This window comes from Enterococcus sp. DIV0755b (assembly GCF_051713765.1).
GTDB classification, from domain to species: domain Bacteria; phylum Bacillota; class Bacilli; order Lactobacillales; family Enterococcaceae; genus Enterococcus_C; species Enterococcus_C canintestini.
This window is the reverse complement of sequence record NZ_JBIOQN010000001.1, coordinates 1,146,727-1,163,174: the sequence shown is the minus strand read 5'-3', so window position 1 is coordinate 1,163,174 and position 16,448 is coordinate 1,146,727. Positions and strand designations below refer to the sequence as shown.

Sequence of the window (16,448 nt, the reverse complement as noted above, 5' to 3'; positions counted from 1 at the left end):
AGAGGTTGTGACAAAAGCGCCCAGTTTCAAGAAATAAGACGGAATTTCCGAAAATTGTTTTTCAAATTCGGGGGAATTTCGTCTTATTTCCGAAGAAGCTGCTTCTGTCATACCGTTTATTCGGAAAAAGAGGTTGTGACAAGACTTTTGTCACAACCTCTTTTAAAATCAATCATCTTTTTCTTAACCGATTTGGTCGATTAGACCGCTTAGTTTATCTTTTAGGCTTTCTGTTGTTTCTTTTAACGAATCGCCATATACAGAAATTTGTTTGCGGCCGGATTTAATTTTTTTCATAACATTCATTAAAGAGTCCAATTCATCATCTGATAAGTTATCAACAACAGACATTAATTTTTCATTGCCGTCAAATTTATCGTCAACAAATCGTTTTACTTTGTAACGGTCTTTTTTATGACGAATTTTATTGATAACAGCATCAGATGCAATTACTGCGGTAGTAATTCCAGCCACTGCTGCAATGCTTAGACCAATCGTCACTTTTGTTTTATTTTTCATCTTTTTTCAGCCCCTATCTATGAACTTTTCTACTCTTTCATCATAGCACAGAGCAAAAAATAGCCAAAATAAAAGGGCTTTTATGCAGTTTAATGATAAAAATTTGTGGTTAATCCGTGCTTTTCACTAACTCTTACTAAAATATTTTTATTCTCTTTCTTCTGGCGCAGGCTCGCCTTTAAAACGCAACCCTTTCGGATAGAAATTTTTGACTAGTCCTTGAACTTGTTTACCAAAGCCCACTGGAATCGCATCGACACACAATAAAACCCAACTATCGTTACCCGGTTTAGTGAAAGTTTCGCCGGCAACATAATGCAGCCAATCTCCGTAATTGATTTGTAAAGTGGGAAAATCAGGTAGTGTTTTGTCTGTTACCGCCATCGCCAAATTAAAACTTGGCTCGATACGTCTTTTTTTGACGACACCTAACTCCACCCCATTACGTAATACTTTAATACCGGTTAAATCGGGGGCATTTTTAGGCGCTGCCCAGATATGATCGCCAAACAGTTGAATTGTTGTATTTTCTGGTTGTGGAAATTTGTGTGTAAAATCAGCCACTAAACTGCTGACTTCTTTTGTAAGCCCTACTTTTTTATGTTTTTTCTTTGGCTTAGCCACCGTATTTTCACCTTGAAAGATTAGTTTAGCAACAAAATGACCTTCTCCTTGATTTAAATGTGGCCACAAGCGGACGGCCTTGGCTAAAGCTGGATTCCCATCTCCCCACTCTGGTCGACCTGAAGAAACATTTGTTTGCGCTTGGGGAATTGGCACAATCGTAAACGGATATTCTTTTAATAGCCAACTGATAATTTCTTCATTTTCCTCTGGAGCAAATGTACAAGTAGAGTAAACGAGCGTTCCGCCTGTTTTAAGCATTTTTACTGCTGCCGTTAAAATTTCTTTTTGCCGCTTGGCACATTTTAATGGCGTCTGCTCTTGCCACTCACTAAGGGCAACAGGATCTTTACGAAACATACCTTCTCCAGAACACGGTGCATCCACTACAATACGATCAAAAAAGCCACTAAAATTTTTGACCAATTCAGCAGGGGCATGGTTAGTGACAATCGCATTTGACACTCCCCAACGTTCGATATTTTCAGCTAGAATTTTCGCCCGTTTAGGGAAGATTTCATTAGCAACTAAGAGCCCTTCTCCTTTTAATTGCGTTACCAATTGCGTCGACTTTCCCCCAGGAGCAGCACATAAGTCTAAAACTTTTTCACAAGGCTGACAATCCGCCGCTGTTGCCACTAACATCGCACTTGGTTCTTGACTATAAACATAACCAGCTTGATGCAATAACGTGCGCCCGCCCACACTACCTAAGTAAGCATTTGGAGCATAAGGAGCCGCAACTTTATTGCGGGGAGCGTATTTTTCAATCATGGCATAAAAATTAGGTTTTAACGGATTAACCCGATACCCTTTTGTAACCTGACCTTTCGTTAAGGCGTCAAAAAAATCATTTGCTTCATCTTTTAATAAATTTTGATATTTTGTATAAAATGCTTTTGGTAATTCCATCTTTCTCCTACCTTTTTGTTAAGGAATTAACAACTGGATGAGTAATTTTTTGGTCAAAAAAACTGATAAACGGCCCAGTTAAAAAGGCACTGATAAAGGTCCCAATTCCAATTGGTCCGCCAAAAATAAAAGCGACAACACTGAAAGTAACATCTTGAATTACACGAATAATGCGGTAAGGTGCCTTGGTTTTATCGACGATGACAGGCGCAATCGCATCATAAGGTGCGTTACCAAGTTCTGCTCCCATATATAAAGAAGCCCCAAAACTAAACAACAAAATTCCAATGATTAGAAAAATTAGTTGCATAAAGATTGTTTCTGCGACCCAATTTAAATTAGTAAAAATTTCAGTATAAAAATCAATAAAAAAACCGGCTAATACCATATTGATAACTGTACCGAGACCAATGTATTTTCTACCAAAAATAAAAATTAATATCAAAATAATGATATTTACCATCAGTTGATAGACGCCTAATGATAAACCAAACTTTTCCCCTAATGCAATATTTGTGGACGTATATGGATCCAAACCAACTTTTCCCATTCGTAAAGTTGTTGCACCTAAGGCCAGGATTGCCACCCCTACTAGTGCGACAAGTGCACGAATTCCAATTTCTTTTTTATTCATATCCTGCCTCCAGCTCGATTTTTAAACGATAATCGTTTTTCTACTTATTATTTTGTCAAACTTAGCCAAAAAGTGCAATAAAACACATTTAACTTTCTTACACCAAAAAAAGTTCATTCTTTTACACAAAAAAATACGTAACCAACCTAAGTTGATTACGTACCTCATTAATCTCTGCGATTGCCACCAAAAAGTAAAATTAAGCGAAGTAATTGTAAGAAAGTTGCCACAGCCGCAGCTACATATGTCAGTGCCGCAGCAAATAATACTTTTCGTGCCATTGGTAATTCATCTTCCGTTAATAAATTACCATTACTTAAAATTTTTAAAGCCCGTGCTGACGCATTAAATTCAACCGGTAAAGTTACCAATTGGAAAATCAATGCCAGTGAAAAAGCCCAAAGACCAATTGTTACTAACTTGGGTGCACTTAAGAAAAAGCCGATTAAAATAATTGGAAATGCTAAAGTTGAACCAAAGTTTGCCACTGGTACAATAGCCGCCCGCAAACGCAATGGCACATAACTTTTGGCGTCTTGTACCGCATGACCACATTCATGAGCCGCAACTGCAATGGCTGCTACTGAAGTTGATTGCGCAGTTGCTTCTGATAGACTCAACATCTTTGTTTGCGAGTTGTAGTTATCTGTTAAATTACCGGCAATTCCTTGGACACCGACATCGTTAATACCTTGATCATTTAAAATATATTGCGCCGCTTGTGTACCGGTAACGTGATTGCGACTTTTTACTTCATCATACTTTCTAAAAGTACTATTTACATAAGCTGAGGCAATTCCTGAAAGCACCAACCCAATAATCACTAAAATCATCGTTGGATCAAAAAAGGGCATAAAGCCATAACCCATTCCATACATAATTGTTTCCTCCCTCACAAAATTAGCTAAACTAACTATGTTTATTTTACCATTTTAGTCATGAAAATAGTGTGAAGAGAATCAGAAAGAAGTTTATAGTTTTTTGACAAATTCTGACTTTAATTTCATTGGTCCAAAACCATCCACTTTACAGTCGATATTATGATCCCCTTCAACCAAGCGAATATTTTTTACTTTGGTTCCTTGTTTAATCGGATTAGAAGCGCCTTTAACTTTTAAATCTTTAATAACTGTAACATTATCGCCATCTTGTAATAAATTGCCATTGGCGTCTTTAGCAACAACACCTGCTGTTTGTTCTGCTACTTGGTCTGCACTCCATTCATGACCACATTCTGGACAAACAAATAAGCCGCGATCTTCATATGTATACGCTGACCCACATTCTGGACATTTCGGTAATTGTGACATTTTCGTTCTCCTTTAAAATTTTTTCGTAGCTTTTATTTTACCTAAAAAATATGGCTGTGAAAAGGGGCGATTAAAAAGGTAGCCACTGGCTTAAGAAATTTTTATTGTTATTTTTAAAATGACTAAAATTTCTTTTAAATCACACCTGATAAAACTTTGAAAAAGTCAGATTTACACTTTTAATCAACTAAACAATGATTGTAAAAATAAAACTAAGGCAAATTTTTCTTCTTTTTCTGCTGATTGAATGGCACATGTAACAAATAAATTTTGAGTATTAAAATCTGTAACGGCTGTAAATAATATTGTCTTAAGTTTTTTGTATTTTAATTGTTCACTTTCCTCTAACGCAGTAATCGTGCTTTCTTGACGCAAAATCTTTTGTTGCAATTTCGTTTTTTCTCCTCCTAATCACATGCAAAAAAATCGCTAAAGCACTTTTATTTTTTCTGCCTTGGCTGACTTTAGTTTAGCGTTTAAACAATTAGGATAAATTGATGATTATCAAGTATTTCTACTTTTTTTAATAAAAATGAAAAAGATAAGCGTAATCTTTTTATATAACAAACGTTCTTGCTAATATAACAATAACAAACGAATTTATTTTTTCATAAAAAACTATAGGAGTTGATTTTTTTGAAACAAACAAAGACTACAAAAGAAAAACAATGTAAAACTTTCACCCCTCGCAATGAATTTGAAGCACGCCTGTTCAAACGTTTTGAAAACTACGCTGCTAACCAAGCCACCGATAAAAATAACACTGTTTTTTCTAAACAAGAACAAACAAAATAAAAAACGCAAAAATCGGCTTTTCTGCTGATTTTTACGTTTATTACATACTCTATTTAGCAAATTGTTGGTAAATTCCCTGACACTTAACATAATCCAAATCAGAAAATGTATTCACAACAACATCAGATACTAAATCCAACGTCGGATAATCTGGATTTGCAAAGCCAATTCCCACCATGTTGGCTTTTTTGACCGCAATACTGCCATTAGGTGAATCTTCTATTGCTATACAATTTTTAGACTTTACCCCTAAACGTTTGGCTGCGAGTAAATAGACATCTGGTGCCGGTTTGGAATGTTCTACCTCTTCTCCACTAGTAATAATTGAAAAGTCAGTGTAAATCCCAATTTCTGTCAATGATTTTTCAATCTCAGTTAAAGGAGATGAAGAAGCTACAGCTAGCTTTGCTCCAGCTGATTTCAACCGTTTTATTAAATCTTGCGCCCCTTTAATTGGTTTAATTCCATCTCTTTTAATTATTTCTTCGCGCCGGTTAATCATTTCTTTGATATAAGTATCGGCACTTTGGGTTAAACCCAATTCTTTTTTCATCGTTTCCCATGTATACAAATAAGAAGTGCCCATAAATTTACTATGGTAACTGCTGGGGACAATAATTCCTTCGTCTTTTAAAATACTGTCTTTCGCTTCAAAATAGCTATATTCTGAATCAATTAACACGCCATCCATATCAAAAATAATTGCTTCTAACATACGTCACCAATTTCCTTTTGAATTTTATCAAAGCGCTTCTTCACTTAAATTGCCTTCAGCAATCCAAGTCGCTGCACCAGTTAGAAAAAGTTGTTCATCTTGAACTTCTACTGCTAGCTTACCACCTAATACAGTTAAAGCAATGGGATTTTCAGTAATTTTTTCTACTTGTTTTACTACATACGCCACTGAGGCTGAACCTGTCCCACAAGCAAGTGTAAAATCTTCTACCCCACGTTCATATGTACGGACAACCACCTCATCTTTGCGATCATAAAAATTAACATTTGCGCCTTTGGGTAATTCATCCCAATAACGTAATTTTTGAGCCAATTCCCGTAAATCATCCAAATCTTTTTTTGCTAAATCAGACATTGGCATCACCAAGTGAGGAATAGCTGGATTACCTAGTTCCACATAATAGACGATTTGACCTTCAAATTCTTTTGCCAAAAATTTTGTGACTGGATTTAACTGAACTTTATAGCTCCTTTGACTTAAACGCTGGGCTAAAACTTTCCCCGCCAGCGTTTCAATAACCATATTCTCCGGTGCTAAATTTTTTTCATAGGCATAACGGGCAATACAGCGGGCACCATTGCCACACATTTCTGCTTCAGAACCATCAGCATTAAAAAAGCGCATGCGAAAGTTACCTCCATTTTGCGCTTCATCAACTGCCATAACCGCATCCGCCCCTAGTGACAAGCGCGGACGACAGGCACCTTTGGCTAAGTCACTTAGCGCAGCTGTACTCATTTTTAGTTCAAGATTATTAACGACAATAAAATCATTGCCGGCTCCTTGCATTTTTACAAAAGGAATTTGCATTACCTCACGCCCTATCTTTTTACTTCATTTTGAATCATTTGCGCATAAGTTTGTCTTTTTACTACAACCTCTGCCTGCCCATCTTTAACAAAAACCACCGCAGGAACAGGTAACTTATTGTAATTGCTAGCCATGGAATAGCCATAAGCACCTGTTGTAAAGGTAGCAAAAATATCACCAGCGCAAACCGCTGGAACGGCTAAATCTTTTACCAGTAAGTCCGTACTTTCACAGGCTTTTCCTGAAATCGTTACTTCTTGGGTTGGTTTTTCCGCTACCTTATTGGCGATAATTCCAGTGTATTGCGCATCATAAAGGCCCGGACGAATATTATCGGTCATACCACCATCAATACTGACATATTTTCTTAAACCCGGGAGTTCTTTAATTGCACCAATCGTATGCAGGGTAATTCCCGCTTCTGCTACGATACTACGCCCGGGTTCAATAACGATTTCTGGTTGGACCAAATCATTTTCTAAGCAAAAAGTTTCTGTTAATGCCATCATAGGATCTAAAAAATAGCGATATGGTTTTCGGACATCTTCTTTTTTATAACGAACACCAAAACCGCCACCAAAATTTAATTCCTGAATTTGGTAGTCATAACGTTTTTTCACTTCCAACATTAAATCTAGCGCGACTTGAGTTGCTGCAAGATGGGCACTGTTATCACTTAACTGACTGCCAACGTGAAAATGAAAGCCATAAAACTCTAAATTTTCAGCTTGAAAAACTTTTTCAATTTGCGGATATAAAATAGCTGGCGCTAAAGGAATACCAAACTTGGAATCTTTTTGTCCGGTTGAAATAAAAGCGTGGGTTTTCACATCCACTTCTGGCGTAATGCGAAACATAATTTGTGCTTTTTTACCCAATTTTTGACAAATTTGCTGAATTAAATCTACTTCTTGCAAACTATCTACAATAATACGCCCGACACCATAGTCAATGGCCATTTCCAGCTCAGCTACTGATTTATTGTTGCCATTAAATTCTATTCTCGCTGCGGGAAAGTCAGCGGCGATAGCGGTATACAATTCTCCTCCTGAAACAACATCTAAAGACAGACCCGCCGTATGAATTAGTTGCAACATCGCAATTGTATTAAATGCTTTACTGGCATAAGCCACCCGCGTCTTAGGATATTTATCTAAGAAATCTTCTTTTAAAGCGTGGCATTCTTTTAAAATTAAATTTTCATCGTAAACATATAGCGGCGTACCGTATTTTTTTGCTAAGCTAACGGTATCACAACCACCCCAATACAAATGGCCATTTTTACTTTGTCCTTGAAACATTTCATTATGCCCCTTCCTGATTTAACATTTCAATTAAGTCCACGTAGCACTGAATCCCACCTAATAAATTTTTTTCATCAAAACGTAACTTACTGCTATGCAGTGGGTAGATATAGTCTTTGGCTTCATTTTTTATTCCGACAAAGAAAAATAAACCGGGGATTTGTTGCTGAAACAGTGAAAAGTCTTCTGCCAACATATAAGGTGGTGAAGTAACATAACTATCACCGGCTACAGCTTTTAAAGCCTCTACCATTTTCTCATCATTATCTACGACCCGATACATATGGTTAAATGTAACTTCTGCCCAGCAATCGTAGGCTTTTGAAATCTCGGTGGCTAAAGTGTTAATACGACTTGTTAAAGTGTTATATACTGTATCCGAAAAAGCGCGCATGGTTCCTTGAAGTTCAACTTTTCCCGGTATAATATTCATCGCCTCCCCACCATAGATTTGCCCAAATGTTAAAACAGCAGAATCAAGCGGACTTAAATTACGGGAATTAATCGTATGTAGCCCTTGAATAATTGCGGCAGCCGCTAAGATGGCATCTGCGCCTTGTTGCGGTTGGGCGCCATGGGCACTTTTGCCGTGAACTGTGATCGTCACCTCACCATTGCGCGCCATCATCGCGCCTTTTTTACAAGCAATGACCCCTTCATCAAACTCTGGAAAAACATGTAAACCAATGATTTGTTCAACTCCGAATTTTTCTAATACACCGGCTTCAACCATTAATTGCGCACCCCCGGGACCTTCTTCGGCGGGTTGAAAAATCAAAACAAGTGTCCCTCTAATACTTTCAGGATGTTCACTTAAATACTTCGCAAAACCCAACATTGTCGCCATGTGCCCGTCATGACCACACGCGTGCATCCGTCCTTTATGACGTGACGTAAAGGCCACACCACTTTCTTCTGTTACGGGTAAAGCATCAATATCGGTGCGAAAGGCTAAAGTCTTTCCAACCTTATCACTGCGAAATACCGCCACTAATCCTGTTTCAAGCACTTCATAGACCTCTTTTACCCCAAAACTGGCTAAAGCAGCTTTTAAATACTGACTGGTCTTAAATTCTTGTAATCCCAATTCTGGAATTTGATGTAAATCTTGACGAAACATGGTGACTTCTTTTAAAAGCTCTGCAATTTCTTCTCGTATTTCCATTTTTTCATCCCTTTTTATTTCGCACTTTTTCAAAAAATTTTCATTCATTCTTTTTGTCATGACGAAATTCTTATTAACCATTTTATTCAGCCAACAAGCTCTCTATCTATTGACTACACACAAAATCATTATTAACCTTATTTTTTTACTTTGCAAAAATATTCACTGTTTTCAGAATATCCTTGGCTATTCCGTGACATTATAGTATATTATTTTGTAAATAGTTTGAATTTCCGTATAAAAAATATTTTCTGAATATTTTATTAATTTTTTCTATTTTACCTAGAAACTTAATGAAAGTAAATATTTAAAACAAGGGATGTGTTAAGATGGCAATTTTTACAGGAGCTGGCGTTGCGCTTGTTACCCCAATGAAAACAGATAAAACGGTAGATTTCGCTAAGTTGAAACAATTGGTGGAATGGCAAATTGAAAAAGGTATCGATGCGATCATCGCCTGTGGCACAACCGGAGAAGCCTCTACCCTAGATGATGAAGAACATATTGCTGTCATTGAAGCTGTAGTGAAACAAGCGGCTGGTCGTGTGCCAGTTATTGGCGGAACAGGTTCCAATAATACGCAACACGGCGTATATCTTTCAAAAGAAGCAGAACGCGTGGGTGCTAGTGGTTTACTAGTAGTAACGCCTTATTACAACAAAGCGACCAATAGCAGTTTAATTAAACATTATGAAGCGATTTGCAGTAGCGTGAACATCCCTATCATTCTCTATTCTATTGCCGGCCGAACTGGCATGAATGTAACACCGAACATGGTGAAGAAATTAAAAGAATTACCAAATGTCGTCGGTATTAAAGAAGCCAGCGGGAATATTTCGCAAGTGGTAGAAATTTGTGCGTTGGCAGATGATAATTTTGCCGTCTATTCTGGGAATGACGATCAAGTATTGCCATTTCTTTCTGTTGGCGGTGCAGGGGTAATTTCCACTATCGCGAATATTTTACCTAGTGAAACAACCCAGATGGTCCATGACTTTTTTGATGGCAAAGTTGAGAAAGCCAAAAAAACACAATTACAACAACTGCCTTTAATTCATGCGCTATTTAAAGAAGTAAATCCCGTTCCCGTTAAAGCAGCAGTCAGTCTTTTAGGTAAATGCGAGATGAACTACCGGTTGCCATTAGACAAACCCGAAGAAGACACGTTACAATTATTAAAAACCGCCATGAAAAATCATGGATTAATTTAAACGAAAAGCTGAACAAATGCGTTTAACTCTTTCGCATTAAGGCGGAATGATAATAAATTGTTCCTCAAATTTCTTATCATTTCGACTTAATGTCGCCAAGAGTTCATTTGTGAAGCTAGATCTAGGAAAAGCTTTATGAACTCGTCCAGATCTCAAGCAATAGGCTGGAATTTTAATAAATTGTTCCTCAAATTTCTTCAAATTTCAGCTTATTGCCGAAGAGAGCTAGTTCATGAAGCTAGACACCATGAAAAGCTAAGGGCAGCGGGTAGCTCTTTGGAAAAATCTTAGAAATTAGTTACTGGTGCTCTTTACCAGAAATTAATTTTTGAATTTTTCTCAAAGAGTTGCTGCCTGTGCTAGACACCATGAAAAGCTAAACGAATGCGTTCAACTCTTTTGCAATAAGACACTATTGCGAGAAGATTAGTCAGTAGCGTCATGCTTTTTAGACAAGCTATACCTTTTATTTCCAATTTTGATTTCTAAACAAGGGACTAGTAAATTATGAAAGGAGCATTTCATGAAAAAAGTTTTACTAAGTGGCTGTCACGGCCAAATGGGACATGTTTTGCAAAAATTAATCACGGATAATTCTGCTTTTGAAATTGTGGCTGGCATTGACCGTACCGCAAAAAAAGATGACGATTTCCCGGTCTATACTACAATTGATGACGTAAAAGAGGAAGTTGACGTGGTAATTGATTTTTCTCATTATAGTGGCGTACCTGCCTTAATTAACGGCTGTGTGGCAAAAGAATGGCCTTTAGTAGTTGCTACAACTGGTTTAACAGCAGAAACAAAGGCTATGTTATCTGTTGCAAGTCATGTAATTCCTGTCTTTTATTCTGCCAATATGTCTTTGGGCATCAATGTTTTAATAAAAGCATTGCAAGCAGCCGCTCCGGCTTTAGAAAGTGATTTTAATATTGAAATTATTGAAAAACATCATAACCAGAAAAAAGATGCTCCCAGTGGCACAGCTTTATTATTAGCTGACAGTATCAACCAAACACTTACTACGCCAAAAGAATATCTTTTTGGTCGAGCAGGTAACGATTTAGAAAATGATTTCAATCAAATGGGAATTCACGCTGTCCGAGGTGGTAGTATTCCAGGCGAACACACAGTCATTTTTGCCGGTGCTGATGAAATTTTAGAATTTAAACATACGGCTCTATCGCGAGACATCTTTGCCAACGGTGCCATGAAAGCCGCAGAATTTTTAATTAATCAAAAAGCGGGATTGTACAGTATGCAAGATTTACTAGCTTAAATTTATTTAGGAGGAAGTTTTTTATGTCTGATTTACATTTCACCGATCCTTATGCTTTAGCCAAATATATTAAAGACGCAGAGAAAAAAACACCAGTTAAAGCCTATGTACGAGGGAATTTTGGTGGCTTACAACACGATAAAATCAAAATTTTTGGCGATTACAATTCTTTTGTCTTAATCGGGGATAACAAAGATGTACAGGAGTTTTTACAAAAACACTCTGAAAAAATTGAAGATCTCTACCTTGAAAACGATCGTCGCAATTCCGCTGTTCCACTTCTGGATTTAACCAAAGTGCAGGCTCGGATTGAACCTGGGGCTTTCATTCGCGCTGAGGCAGTAATTGAAAAAAATGCGGTAGTTATGATGGGAGCAGTTATTAATATTGGGGCAGTCGTAGGAGAAGAAACGATGATTGATATGGGCGCAATTTTAGGTGCCAGAGCCACAGTTGGTAAACGGGCCCACATTGGTGCAGGTGCAGTCTTAGCTGGTGTTTTAGAGCCACCTTCTGCAGATCCTGTAGTTATAGAAGATGATGTTTTAATTGGCGCAAATGCTGTTGTTTTAGAAGGCGTACGGGTTGGTAAAGATGCGGTTGTGGCAGCAGGAGCTGTTGTCACACAAGATGTGCCTAAAGGCGCGGTTGTGGCAGGTTCTCCTGCCAAAGTTATCAAAATGAAAGATGAACAGACGGCTTCTAAAACTGAATTTTTAGATGATTTAAGAGGCTAACTAAAATTTAATAAAAAGTTGTCTGACTATTAAATTTTAAGCACGCTATCCAAAAAGAAACTTCTCTTGGAATAGCGTGCTTTTTTGTGATCAATTTTGCTTAGACTTAATTAAAAAATCCAGCTAAAGCAAAATAAGTTTATAACTAGCCCCAGTAATCTGCACAAAAGCAGATTCGTTTAGCCAATAAATCTTAGCATTAAATTTAGCTTTCTTCTTGGCGATACTTGTGACAAGCTACTTGAATTTCTTGATAAATTTCTGCGACTTCAGTTAAGTCTTTGGCGTTAGCCCCACTGGCCAATGGGTGACCACCACCATGATGCCGCTTAGCAATTTCGTTAATCACAGGACCTTTTGAACGTAGGCGGACACGATAATAGCCTTCTGGTTGTTGCACAAAAATCCCCCACGCAAGCGTAACATCAATCGTACCCGGCAAAGAAACAACATGGGATGTTTCTGAGTCTACCACTTGGAACTTGCTCAATAATTCTTGCGGTAAAATGACTCTACCAGCTCCATTTTGATCAATTTCAATATTTTCATAAACATAGCCAGAAAGTTTGGCAACTTTCAGCGAAATTTGTTGCAACTCGCGATTTAATTTTGCTGCATCAAAGCCAAAGTCTAATAATTTACCGGCAATTTCTAACGTATAAGACGTTGTCGCCGGATACAAAAAGCGTCCCGTATCACCGACAATACCTGCGTATAAAAGTCTAGCAGCTTCCACGCTAATTTTTAAAACATCAGGAAATGAAAATGCAAAATCAGCAATCATTTCACTACAACTACTAGCTTTTGTATTCACCCATACTAAATCTCCATAAGGTTCATCGTTAGGATGGTGATCAATTTTAATTAACTTTGCCCCATTGGCATAACGCTGATCACTAACTCGAGGCGAATTCGCTGTATCTGTCACAATGACTAAAGCACCTTCATAAAGTTCATCTGCTACTTCATCCATTTCGGCCAAATAATTTAACCCTTCTACTGGACCGCCGGCTTGATAAATTTCTTTTTCGGGAAAACTTGCTCGTAATACTTCTGCTAACCCGACTTGAGATCCGAGGGCATCAGGATCAGGTCGCATATGACGATGGATAATAATGCGGTCATATTCTTCAATTGCTTTTAAAATTTCATGTCTGATATTCATCTTCTCACCTTAACTTATGGACGTTCTAAAACTTGGCAAGTAACAATTGCCAACGCCGCTAATGTATTTTCTAAATAAATTTCAATTTCCAATTTAGCACTGCGCCGCCCTAATTCCAACAGTCGCGTGTGAATGGCTATTTTACTCTCCAATTGAATCAAACGTAAGTAATGCAAGTTCACTTGCTCAATCCAAGTATTGCGTCGTTGTTGTTGCAATAAAGCACGCTTAGCAGCATTAGCCACAATTTCATTTAAAACACCAAAAGAAATCGTCCCCACTTCATTGACCATTTGAGGCGTAACTGTGAAAGTATAGTAAGGTTTCTCCAGTTTATTGCCTTCATTATCTTGATCAACAAGTTGGATATCACCGGTAATTTGATCAGAAATTGTATCGGCAATTTGGGGTTGGCGCTGAACCAACTGCATTGCCTTCATTACATCTTGTCGGGATACCAAGCCAACTAAACCTAAATCATCTGATACTACTGGCATAACTTCTAGACCATCCCAGATCATTTGATGACTGACAGAAGCCACACTCATTTCCCGTTTCGCGTAACTAATTTCTTTTGTCATTACCCGCTCAATAGCTTGGTTGTCTTGTTTTTCCAAAATATCTTTTGGCGTAACGATACCCACTAGACGCATATTTTTATTAACGACAGGAAAACGCGAATGCGTTGTACTTTCTGCTAGCCGTTTATAATCTTTGACTGTAGCAGAAATATCTAAATAGGACGTTTTTTCTAAAGGCGTGAAAATATCACTGACAAGCATAATGTCTTTTTTAATTAATTGATCACTTAAAGCGCGGTTAATCATTGCAGCAACCGTAAAAGTATCATAAGTCGTGCGCAATATTGGCATTTCAACTTCATCGGCTAATTGACAAATTTCATTACTCGTATCAAAGCCACCGGTAATTAACACCGCAGCGCCTTCTTTTAAAGCTAGCCGATGAACCCCTTCTCGATTCCCGACAATCATTAAAGAACCTGGTGTAATGTAACGCGCCATTGCATCTTCTTTCATGGCACCAATAACAAATTTATGCAAGACCTTATCTAGTCCGGCTTTGCCACCCAAAACGTCTCCTTCAATAATTTGAACCACTTCACCAAAGGTCAATCGTTCAATGTTTTTCTTTAATTTGCGTTCAATCCGAATCGTCCCCACCCGTTGAATGGTGGAAACTAACCCGATATTTTCTGCATCTTTAATCGCACGATAGGCCGTACCTTCACTAACGTTTAGTGCTTTGGCAATTCCTCGCACTGAAATTCTGTCGCCCACTGGTAAACTTTCAATGTGAGCCAAAATTAAATCATGTTTTGTCGCCATCTTTCCACTCCTAGTTACGGTGTAAATTTTCTACACAGCGCTTATTAACGTTTTTTATAATGTAAAACTTTCCCCTACTGCCATCACTTTTGCTACTCCCGCTGGTAAAAGTGTTGCAAAGGCTTGCGGGTCTTGTTTAATTAATGGAAACGTATTGTAGTGGATAGGTACAACTTGTTTGGCTTTTAAACGCTTAGCCGCTGAAGCTGCTTCATTTGGTCCCATGGTAAAATTATCACCAATTGGCAAAAAGGCGACATCAATTGCAAAAGCTTCGCCAAACAAAGCCATGTCACCAAAGTTTGATGTATCTCCAGCAAGATAAATTGTCTTACCTTCTGCTTGTAAAATAAAGCCCGCTGGTTCACCTAGATAAAGCATTTGACCGTCGACTTCATAGCCAGAACTGTGTTGGGCATGAACCATTTTTATTCTTCCAAAAGGAAAATCAAATTTCCCACCAATATTCATACCATGGGTCTTTTTCACGCCATTTTTTTCTGCAAAAGCACACAATTCCACCATGCCAATGATTGTTGCATCACATTTTTTAGCAATCGGTATCATATCACCTACGTGGTCACTGTGTCCGTGGGTGACTAGGATGTAATCTGTTTTGACATCTTCTACAACCAAATCCGTCAAGGGATTACCGGTAATAAATGGATCAAATAATAAATTTGTACCATCCGCTAGTTGAATAGCGATTACAGAGTGTCCGTGATAAGTTATCTTCATTACTTTTCCTCCTCACTAAGCCAAGTAAAACTAATACAGTTTTTACTTTTATATTGTAACAGACTTAAACAGAAAAATGCATGAAAATAGGTCAAAATTCATGAATTAATCTAACCTTAGTGATTTCCAACTGATAATTTCTTTAACTACAAAAAAAAAGAACCGCCAACATTGACGGTTCTTTTTCTTAAAATTTAACTGGTGTTGCCGTAGCTTGTAACACTTCGTTTAACTCTTCAATGTTTTTGCGTCCTTGTGTCCGCATCCATTCTCTCGCAGATTCTTCGCCCCCTGTGATAAATGGTTCTACACCGTTAGCCCAAGTTGCCCGACCACATAAGACACCATTGAAAGTGGAGCCGGCTTCTTTAGCGAATTTCAATGTTTCTTGGAATAATTCTGCTGAAACACCTGCTGATAAGAAGATAAATGGCAGATTCGTTGCTTCTGATTGTTCTTTAAAGTAAGCCATCGCTTCTTCTTTTGTATAAGCAACTTCACCTTCTGTATAGCCTTCAACATAATTCATGTTAACAGGCACTTCCATTTTCAAGACATCTACGCCATAACGTGGTTTTGAAAATTCTTTCATCATTTCAATGACTTTATGTGGTTTTTTCAACGCATATTCTTTCGTGCTGGCATCGGCATCGTTAGCGTCATAAGATACTAATTCTAAGAAGAATGGTAAATCTTCTGCCGCACATTCAGAACCGATACGTTCCATGAAGGCTTTCTTTTGGTCGTTAATTTCATCACTTTCATCCACATCGTAGTAAAGTAAGAATTTACATGCATCTGCACCAGCTTCTTTTAGTCGTTTCACAGACCAAATCGACAAAATATCTGGTAAGCGTCCTGGTGTAGAAGCATCATAACCAGTTTTTTCATAAGCTAATAGTAAACCAGCATTTTCATCTCTTACTTTTGCTGCCGGTAAACCATATTCTGGATCAAGTAAGATAGAAGAAGCATACTGGGTTAATTCTGAAGAAACGATTTTTTTGAATTCTTCAATTTGTTCTCCTTGGGCTTCTTGGTCTTGGTATTTATTGATCATTTTCTTTAAAGCGCCCCGTTGGTCAATGGCTAGTGCGGAAATCACCCCGTTTTTGTCACTTAATTGTTTGATATAGGCTTTTTTTGCTTCGGTTGTCATGAAAACT

18 protein-coding genes are annotated in these 16,448 nt (G+C 37.8%); 4 read left to right on the top strand and 14 right to left on the bottom strand.

Annotated features, from left to right (window positions below; genetic code table 11):
- Window positions 1–183 precede the first annotated feature (183 nt).
- The 6 genes from IGI65_RS05510 to IGI65_RS05485 all read right to left on the bottom strand — a co-directional run bounded on the left by IGI65_RS05510 (window position 184) and on the right by IGI65_RS05485 (window position 4,389).
- Window positions 184–519 carry a hypothetical protein gene (locus IGI65_RS05510; protein ID WP_095006011.1) on the bottom strand — a complete coding sequence of 112 codons (336 nt, stop codon included), beginning with the start codon at window positions 517–519 and terminating at the stop codon, window positions 184–186.
- Between the two features lie 147 nt (window positions 520–666).
- On the bottom strand, window positions 667–2,055 hold the full coding sequence (locus tag IGI65_RS05505; RefSeq protein ID WP_438773503.1) for an RsmB/NOP family class I SAM-dependent RNA methyltransferase: 1,389 nt from the start codon (window positions 2,053–2,055) through the stop codon (window positions 667–669).
- Between the two features lie 7 nt (window positions 2,056–2,062).
- The gene (locus IGI65_RS05500) at window positions 2,063–2,689 is read right to left on the bottom strand and encodes a YczE/YyaS/YitT family protein (protein ID WP_438773502.1); all 627 of its coding nucleotides are present in this window, start codon (window positions 2,687–2,689) and stop codon (window positions 2,063–2,065) included.
- 167 nt (window positions 2,690–2,856) lie between these two features.
- Window positions 2,857–3,567 carry a zinc metallopeptidase gene (locus tag IGI65_RS05495; RefSeq protein WP_095006009.1) on the bottom strand — a complete coding sequence of 237 codons (711 nt, stop codon included), beginning with the start codon at window positions 3,565–3,567 and terminating at the stop codon, window positions 2,857–2,859.
- 93 nt (window positions 3,568–3,660) lie between these two features.
- A complete protein-coding gene (locus tag IGI65_RS05490; RefSeq protein ID WP_071865507.1) occupies window positions 3,661–3,999 on the bottom strand; it encodes a zinc ribbon domain-containing protein YjdM in 339 nt (112 codons plus the stop codon).
- Window positions 4,000–4,182: 183 nt separating this feature from the next.
- The gene (locus tag IGI65_RS05485) at window positions 4,183–4,389 is read right to left on the bottom strand and encodes a hypothetical protein (protein ID WP_438773501.1); all 207 of its coding nucleotides are present in this window, start codon (window positions 4,387–4,389) and stop codon (window positions 4,183–4,185) included.
- A gap of 246 nt (window positions 4,390–4,635) precedes the next feature.
- Here IGI65_RS05485 and IGI65_RS05480 point away from each other — a divergent pair, with 246 nt between their 5' ends.
- Window positions 4,636–4,794, top strand: coding sequence for a hypothetical protein (locus IGI65_RS05480; protein ID WP_438773500.1), 159 nt, complete (start codon window positions 4,636–4,638; stop codon window positions 4,792–4,794).
- Between the two features lie 49 nt (window positions 4,795–4,843).
- On the opposite strand, the gene IGI65_RS05475 is transcribed toward IGI65_RS05480, so the two are convergent.
- The 4 genes from IGI65_RS05475 to IGI65_RS05460 are packed head-to-tail and all read right to left on the bottom strand — an operon-like array spanning window position 4,844 to window position 8,809.
- Window positions 4,844–5,509 (bottom strand): HAD family hydrolase, encoded by a 666-nt coding sequence (locus tag IGI65_RS05475; RefSeq protein ID WP_438773499.1) that lies wholly within the window; start codon window positions 5,507–5,509, stop codon window positions 4,844–4,846.
- A 27-nt stretch (window positions 5,510–5,536) separates the two neighbouring features.
- On the bottom strand, window positions 5,537–6,340 hold the full coding sequence (gene dapF / locus IGI65_RS05470; protein WP_438773498.1) for a diaminopimelate epimerase: 804 nt from the start codon (window positions 6,338–6,340) through the stop codon (window positions 5,537–5,539).
- Between the two features lie 11 nt (window positions 6,341–6,351).
- Window positions 6,352–7,641 carry a diaminopimelate decarboxylase gene (gene lysA / locus IGI65_RS05465; RefSeq protein ID WP_438773497.1) on the bottom strand — a complete coding sequence of 430 codons (1,290 nt, stop codon included), beginning with the start codon at window positions 7,639–7,641 and terminating at the stop codon, window positions 6,352–6,354.
- 4 nt (window positions 7,642–7,645) lie between these two features.
- Window positions 7,646–8,809, bottom strand: a complete 1,164-nt coding sequence (locus IGI65_RS05460) for a M20 metallopeptidase family protein (RefSeq protein WP_438773496.1) — start codon at window positions 8,807–8,809, stop codon at window positions 7,646–7,648.
- 329 nt (window positions 8,810–9,138) lie between these two features.
- On the opposite strand from IGI65_RS05460, the gene dapA reads away from it, so the two are divergent.
- The 3 genes from dapA (at window position 9,139) to dapD (ending at window position 12,033) form a co-directional block, all read left to right on the top strand.
- Window positions 9,139–10,020 carry a 4-hydroxy-tetrahydrodipicolinate synthase gene (dapA, locus tag IGI65_RS05455; protein WP_438773495.1) on the top strand — a complete coding sequence of 294 codons (882 nt, stop codon included), beginning with the start codon at window positions 9,139–9,141 and terminating at the stop codon, window positions 10,018–10,020.
- A gap of 523 nt (window positions 10,021–10,543) precedes the next feature.
- Window positions 10,544–11,296, top strand: coding sequence for a 4-hydroxy-tetrahydrodipicolinate reductase (gene dapB / locus IGI65_RS05450; protein ID WP_438773494.1), 753 nt, complete (start codon window positions 10,544–10,546; stop codon window positions 11,294–11,296).
- A gap of 23 nt (window positions 11,297–11,319) precedes the next feature.
- Window positions 11,320–12,033, top strand: coding sequence for a 2,3,4,5-tetrahydropyridine-2,6-dicarboxylate N-acetyltransferase (dapD, locus tag IGI65_RS05445; RefSeq protein ID WP_438773493.1), 714 nt, complete (start codon window positions 11,320–11,322; stop codon window positions 12,031–12,033).
- Between the two features lie 205 nt (window positions 12,034–12,238).
- Here dapD and IGI65_RS05440 read toward each other — a convergent pair whose 3' ends face one another.
- From IGI65_RS05440 to lacD, 4 genes are all read right to left on the bottom strand, one after another.
- On the bottom strand, window positions 12,239–13,198 hold the full coding sequence (locus tag IGI65_RS05440; RefSeq protein WP_438773492.1) for a DHH family phosphoesterase: 960 nt from the start codon (window positions 13,196–13,198) through the stop codon (window positions 12,239–12,241).
- Window positions 13,199–13,212: 14 nt separating this feature from the next.
- The gene (locus IGI65_RS05435; protein WP_438773491.1) at window positions 13,213–14,544 is read right to left on the bottom strand and encodes a DRTGG domain-containing protein; all 1,332 of its coding nucleotides are present in this window, start codon (window positions 14,542–14,544) and stop codon (window positions 13,213–13,215) included.
- A 54-nt stretch (window positions 14,545–14,598) separates the two neighbouring features.
- Window positions 14,599–15,282 (bottom strand): metal-dependent hydrolase, encoded by a 684-nt coding sequence (locus IGI65_RS05430; RefSeq protein WP_438773490.1) that lies wholly within the window; start codon window positions 15,280–15,282, stop codon window positions 14,599–14,601.
- Window positions 15,283–15,469: 187 nt separating this feature from the next.
- Window positions 15,470–16,441, bottom strand: a complete 972-nt coding sequence (gene lacD / locus IGI65_RS05425) for a tagatose-bisphosphate aldolase (protein WP_438773489.1) — start codon at window positions 16,439–16,441, stop codon at window positions 15,470–15,472.
- Window positions 16,442–16,448: the final 7 nt, after the last annotated feature.

What these genes read in the sequence shown, in the direction of transcription:
- IGI65_RS05500 (WP_438773502.1), bottom strand. Translation starts at nt 2,689, where the DNA reads ATGAATAAAAAAGAAATTGGAATTCGTGCACTTGTCGCACTAGTAGGG.
- IGI65_RS05430 (WP_438773490.1), bottom strand. Translation starts at nt 15,282, where the DNA reads ATGAAGATAACTTATCACGGACACTCTGTAATCGCTATTCAACTAGCG.
- dapA (WP_438773495.1), top strand. Translation starts at nt 9,139, where the DNA reads ATGGCAATTTTTACAGGAGCTGGCGTTGCGCTTGTTACCCCAATGAAA.
- dapD (WP_438773493.1), top strand. Translation starts at nt 11,320, where the DNA reads ATGTCTGATTTACATTTCACCGATCCTTATGCTTTAGCCAAATATATT.
- IGI65_RS05440 (WP_438773492.1), bottom strand. Translation starts at nt 13,198, where the DNA reads ATGAATATCAGACATGAAATTTTAAAAGCAATTGAAGAATATGACCGC.
- IGI65_RS05475 (WP_438773499.1), bottom strand. Translation starts at nt 5,509, where the DNA reads ATGTTAGAAGCAATTATTTTTGATATGGATGGCGTGTTAATTGATTCA.
- IGI65_RS05505 (WP_438773503.1), bottom strand. Translation starts at nt 2,055, where the DNA reads ATGGAATTACCAAAAGCATTTTATACAAAATATCAAAATTTATTAAAA.
- dapB (WP_438773494.1), top strand. Translation starts at nt 10,544, where the DNA reads ATGAAAAAAGTTTTACTAAGTGGCTGTCACGGCCAAATGGGACATGTT.
- IGI65_RS05460 (WP_438773496.1), bottom strand. Translation starts at nt 8,809, where the DNA reads ATGGAAATACGAGAAGAAATTGCAGAGCTTTTAAAAGAAGTCACCATG.
- IGI65_RS05495 (WP_095006009.1), bottom strand. Translation starts at nt 3,567, where the DNA reads ATGTATGGAATGGGTTATGGCTTTATGCCCTTTTTTGATCCAACGATG.
- dapF (WP_438773498.1), bottom strand. Translation starts at nt 6,340, where the DNA reads ATGCAAATTCCTTTTGTAAAAATGCAAGGAGCCGGCAATGATTTTATT.
- lacD (WP_438773489.1), bottom strand. Translation starts at nt 16,441, where the DNA reads ATGACAACCGAAGCAAAAAAAGCCTATATCAAACAATTAAGTGACAAA.
- IGI65_RS05490 (WP_071865507.1), bottom strand. Translation starts at nt 3,999, where the DNA reads ATGTCACAATTACCGAAATGTCCAGAATGTGGGTCAGCGTATACATAT.
- lysA (WP_438773497.1), bottom strand. Translation starts at nt 7,641, where the DNA reads ATGTTTCAAGGACAAAGTAAAAATGGCCATTTGTATTGGGGTGGTTGT.
- IGI65_RS05435 (WP_438773491.1), bottom strand. Translation starts at nt 14,544, where the DNA reads ATGGCGACAAAACATGATTTAATTTTGGCTCACATTGAAAGTTTACCA.
- IGI65_RS05510 (WP_095006011.1), bottom strand. Translation starts at nt 519, where the DNA reads ATGAAAAATAAAACAAAAGTGACGATTGGTCTAAGCATTGCAGCAGTG.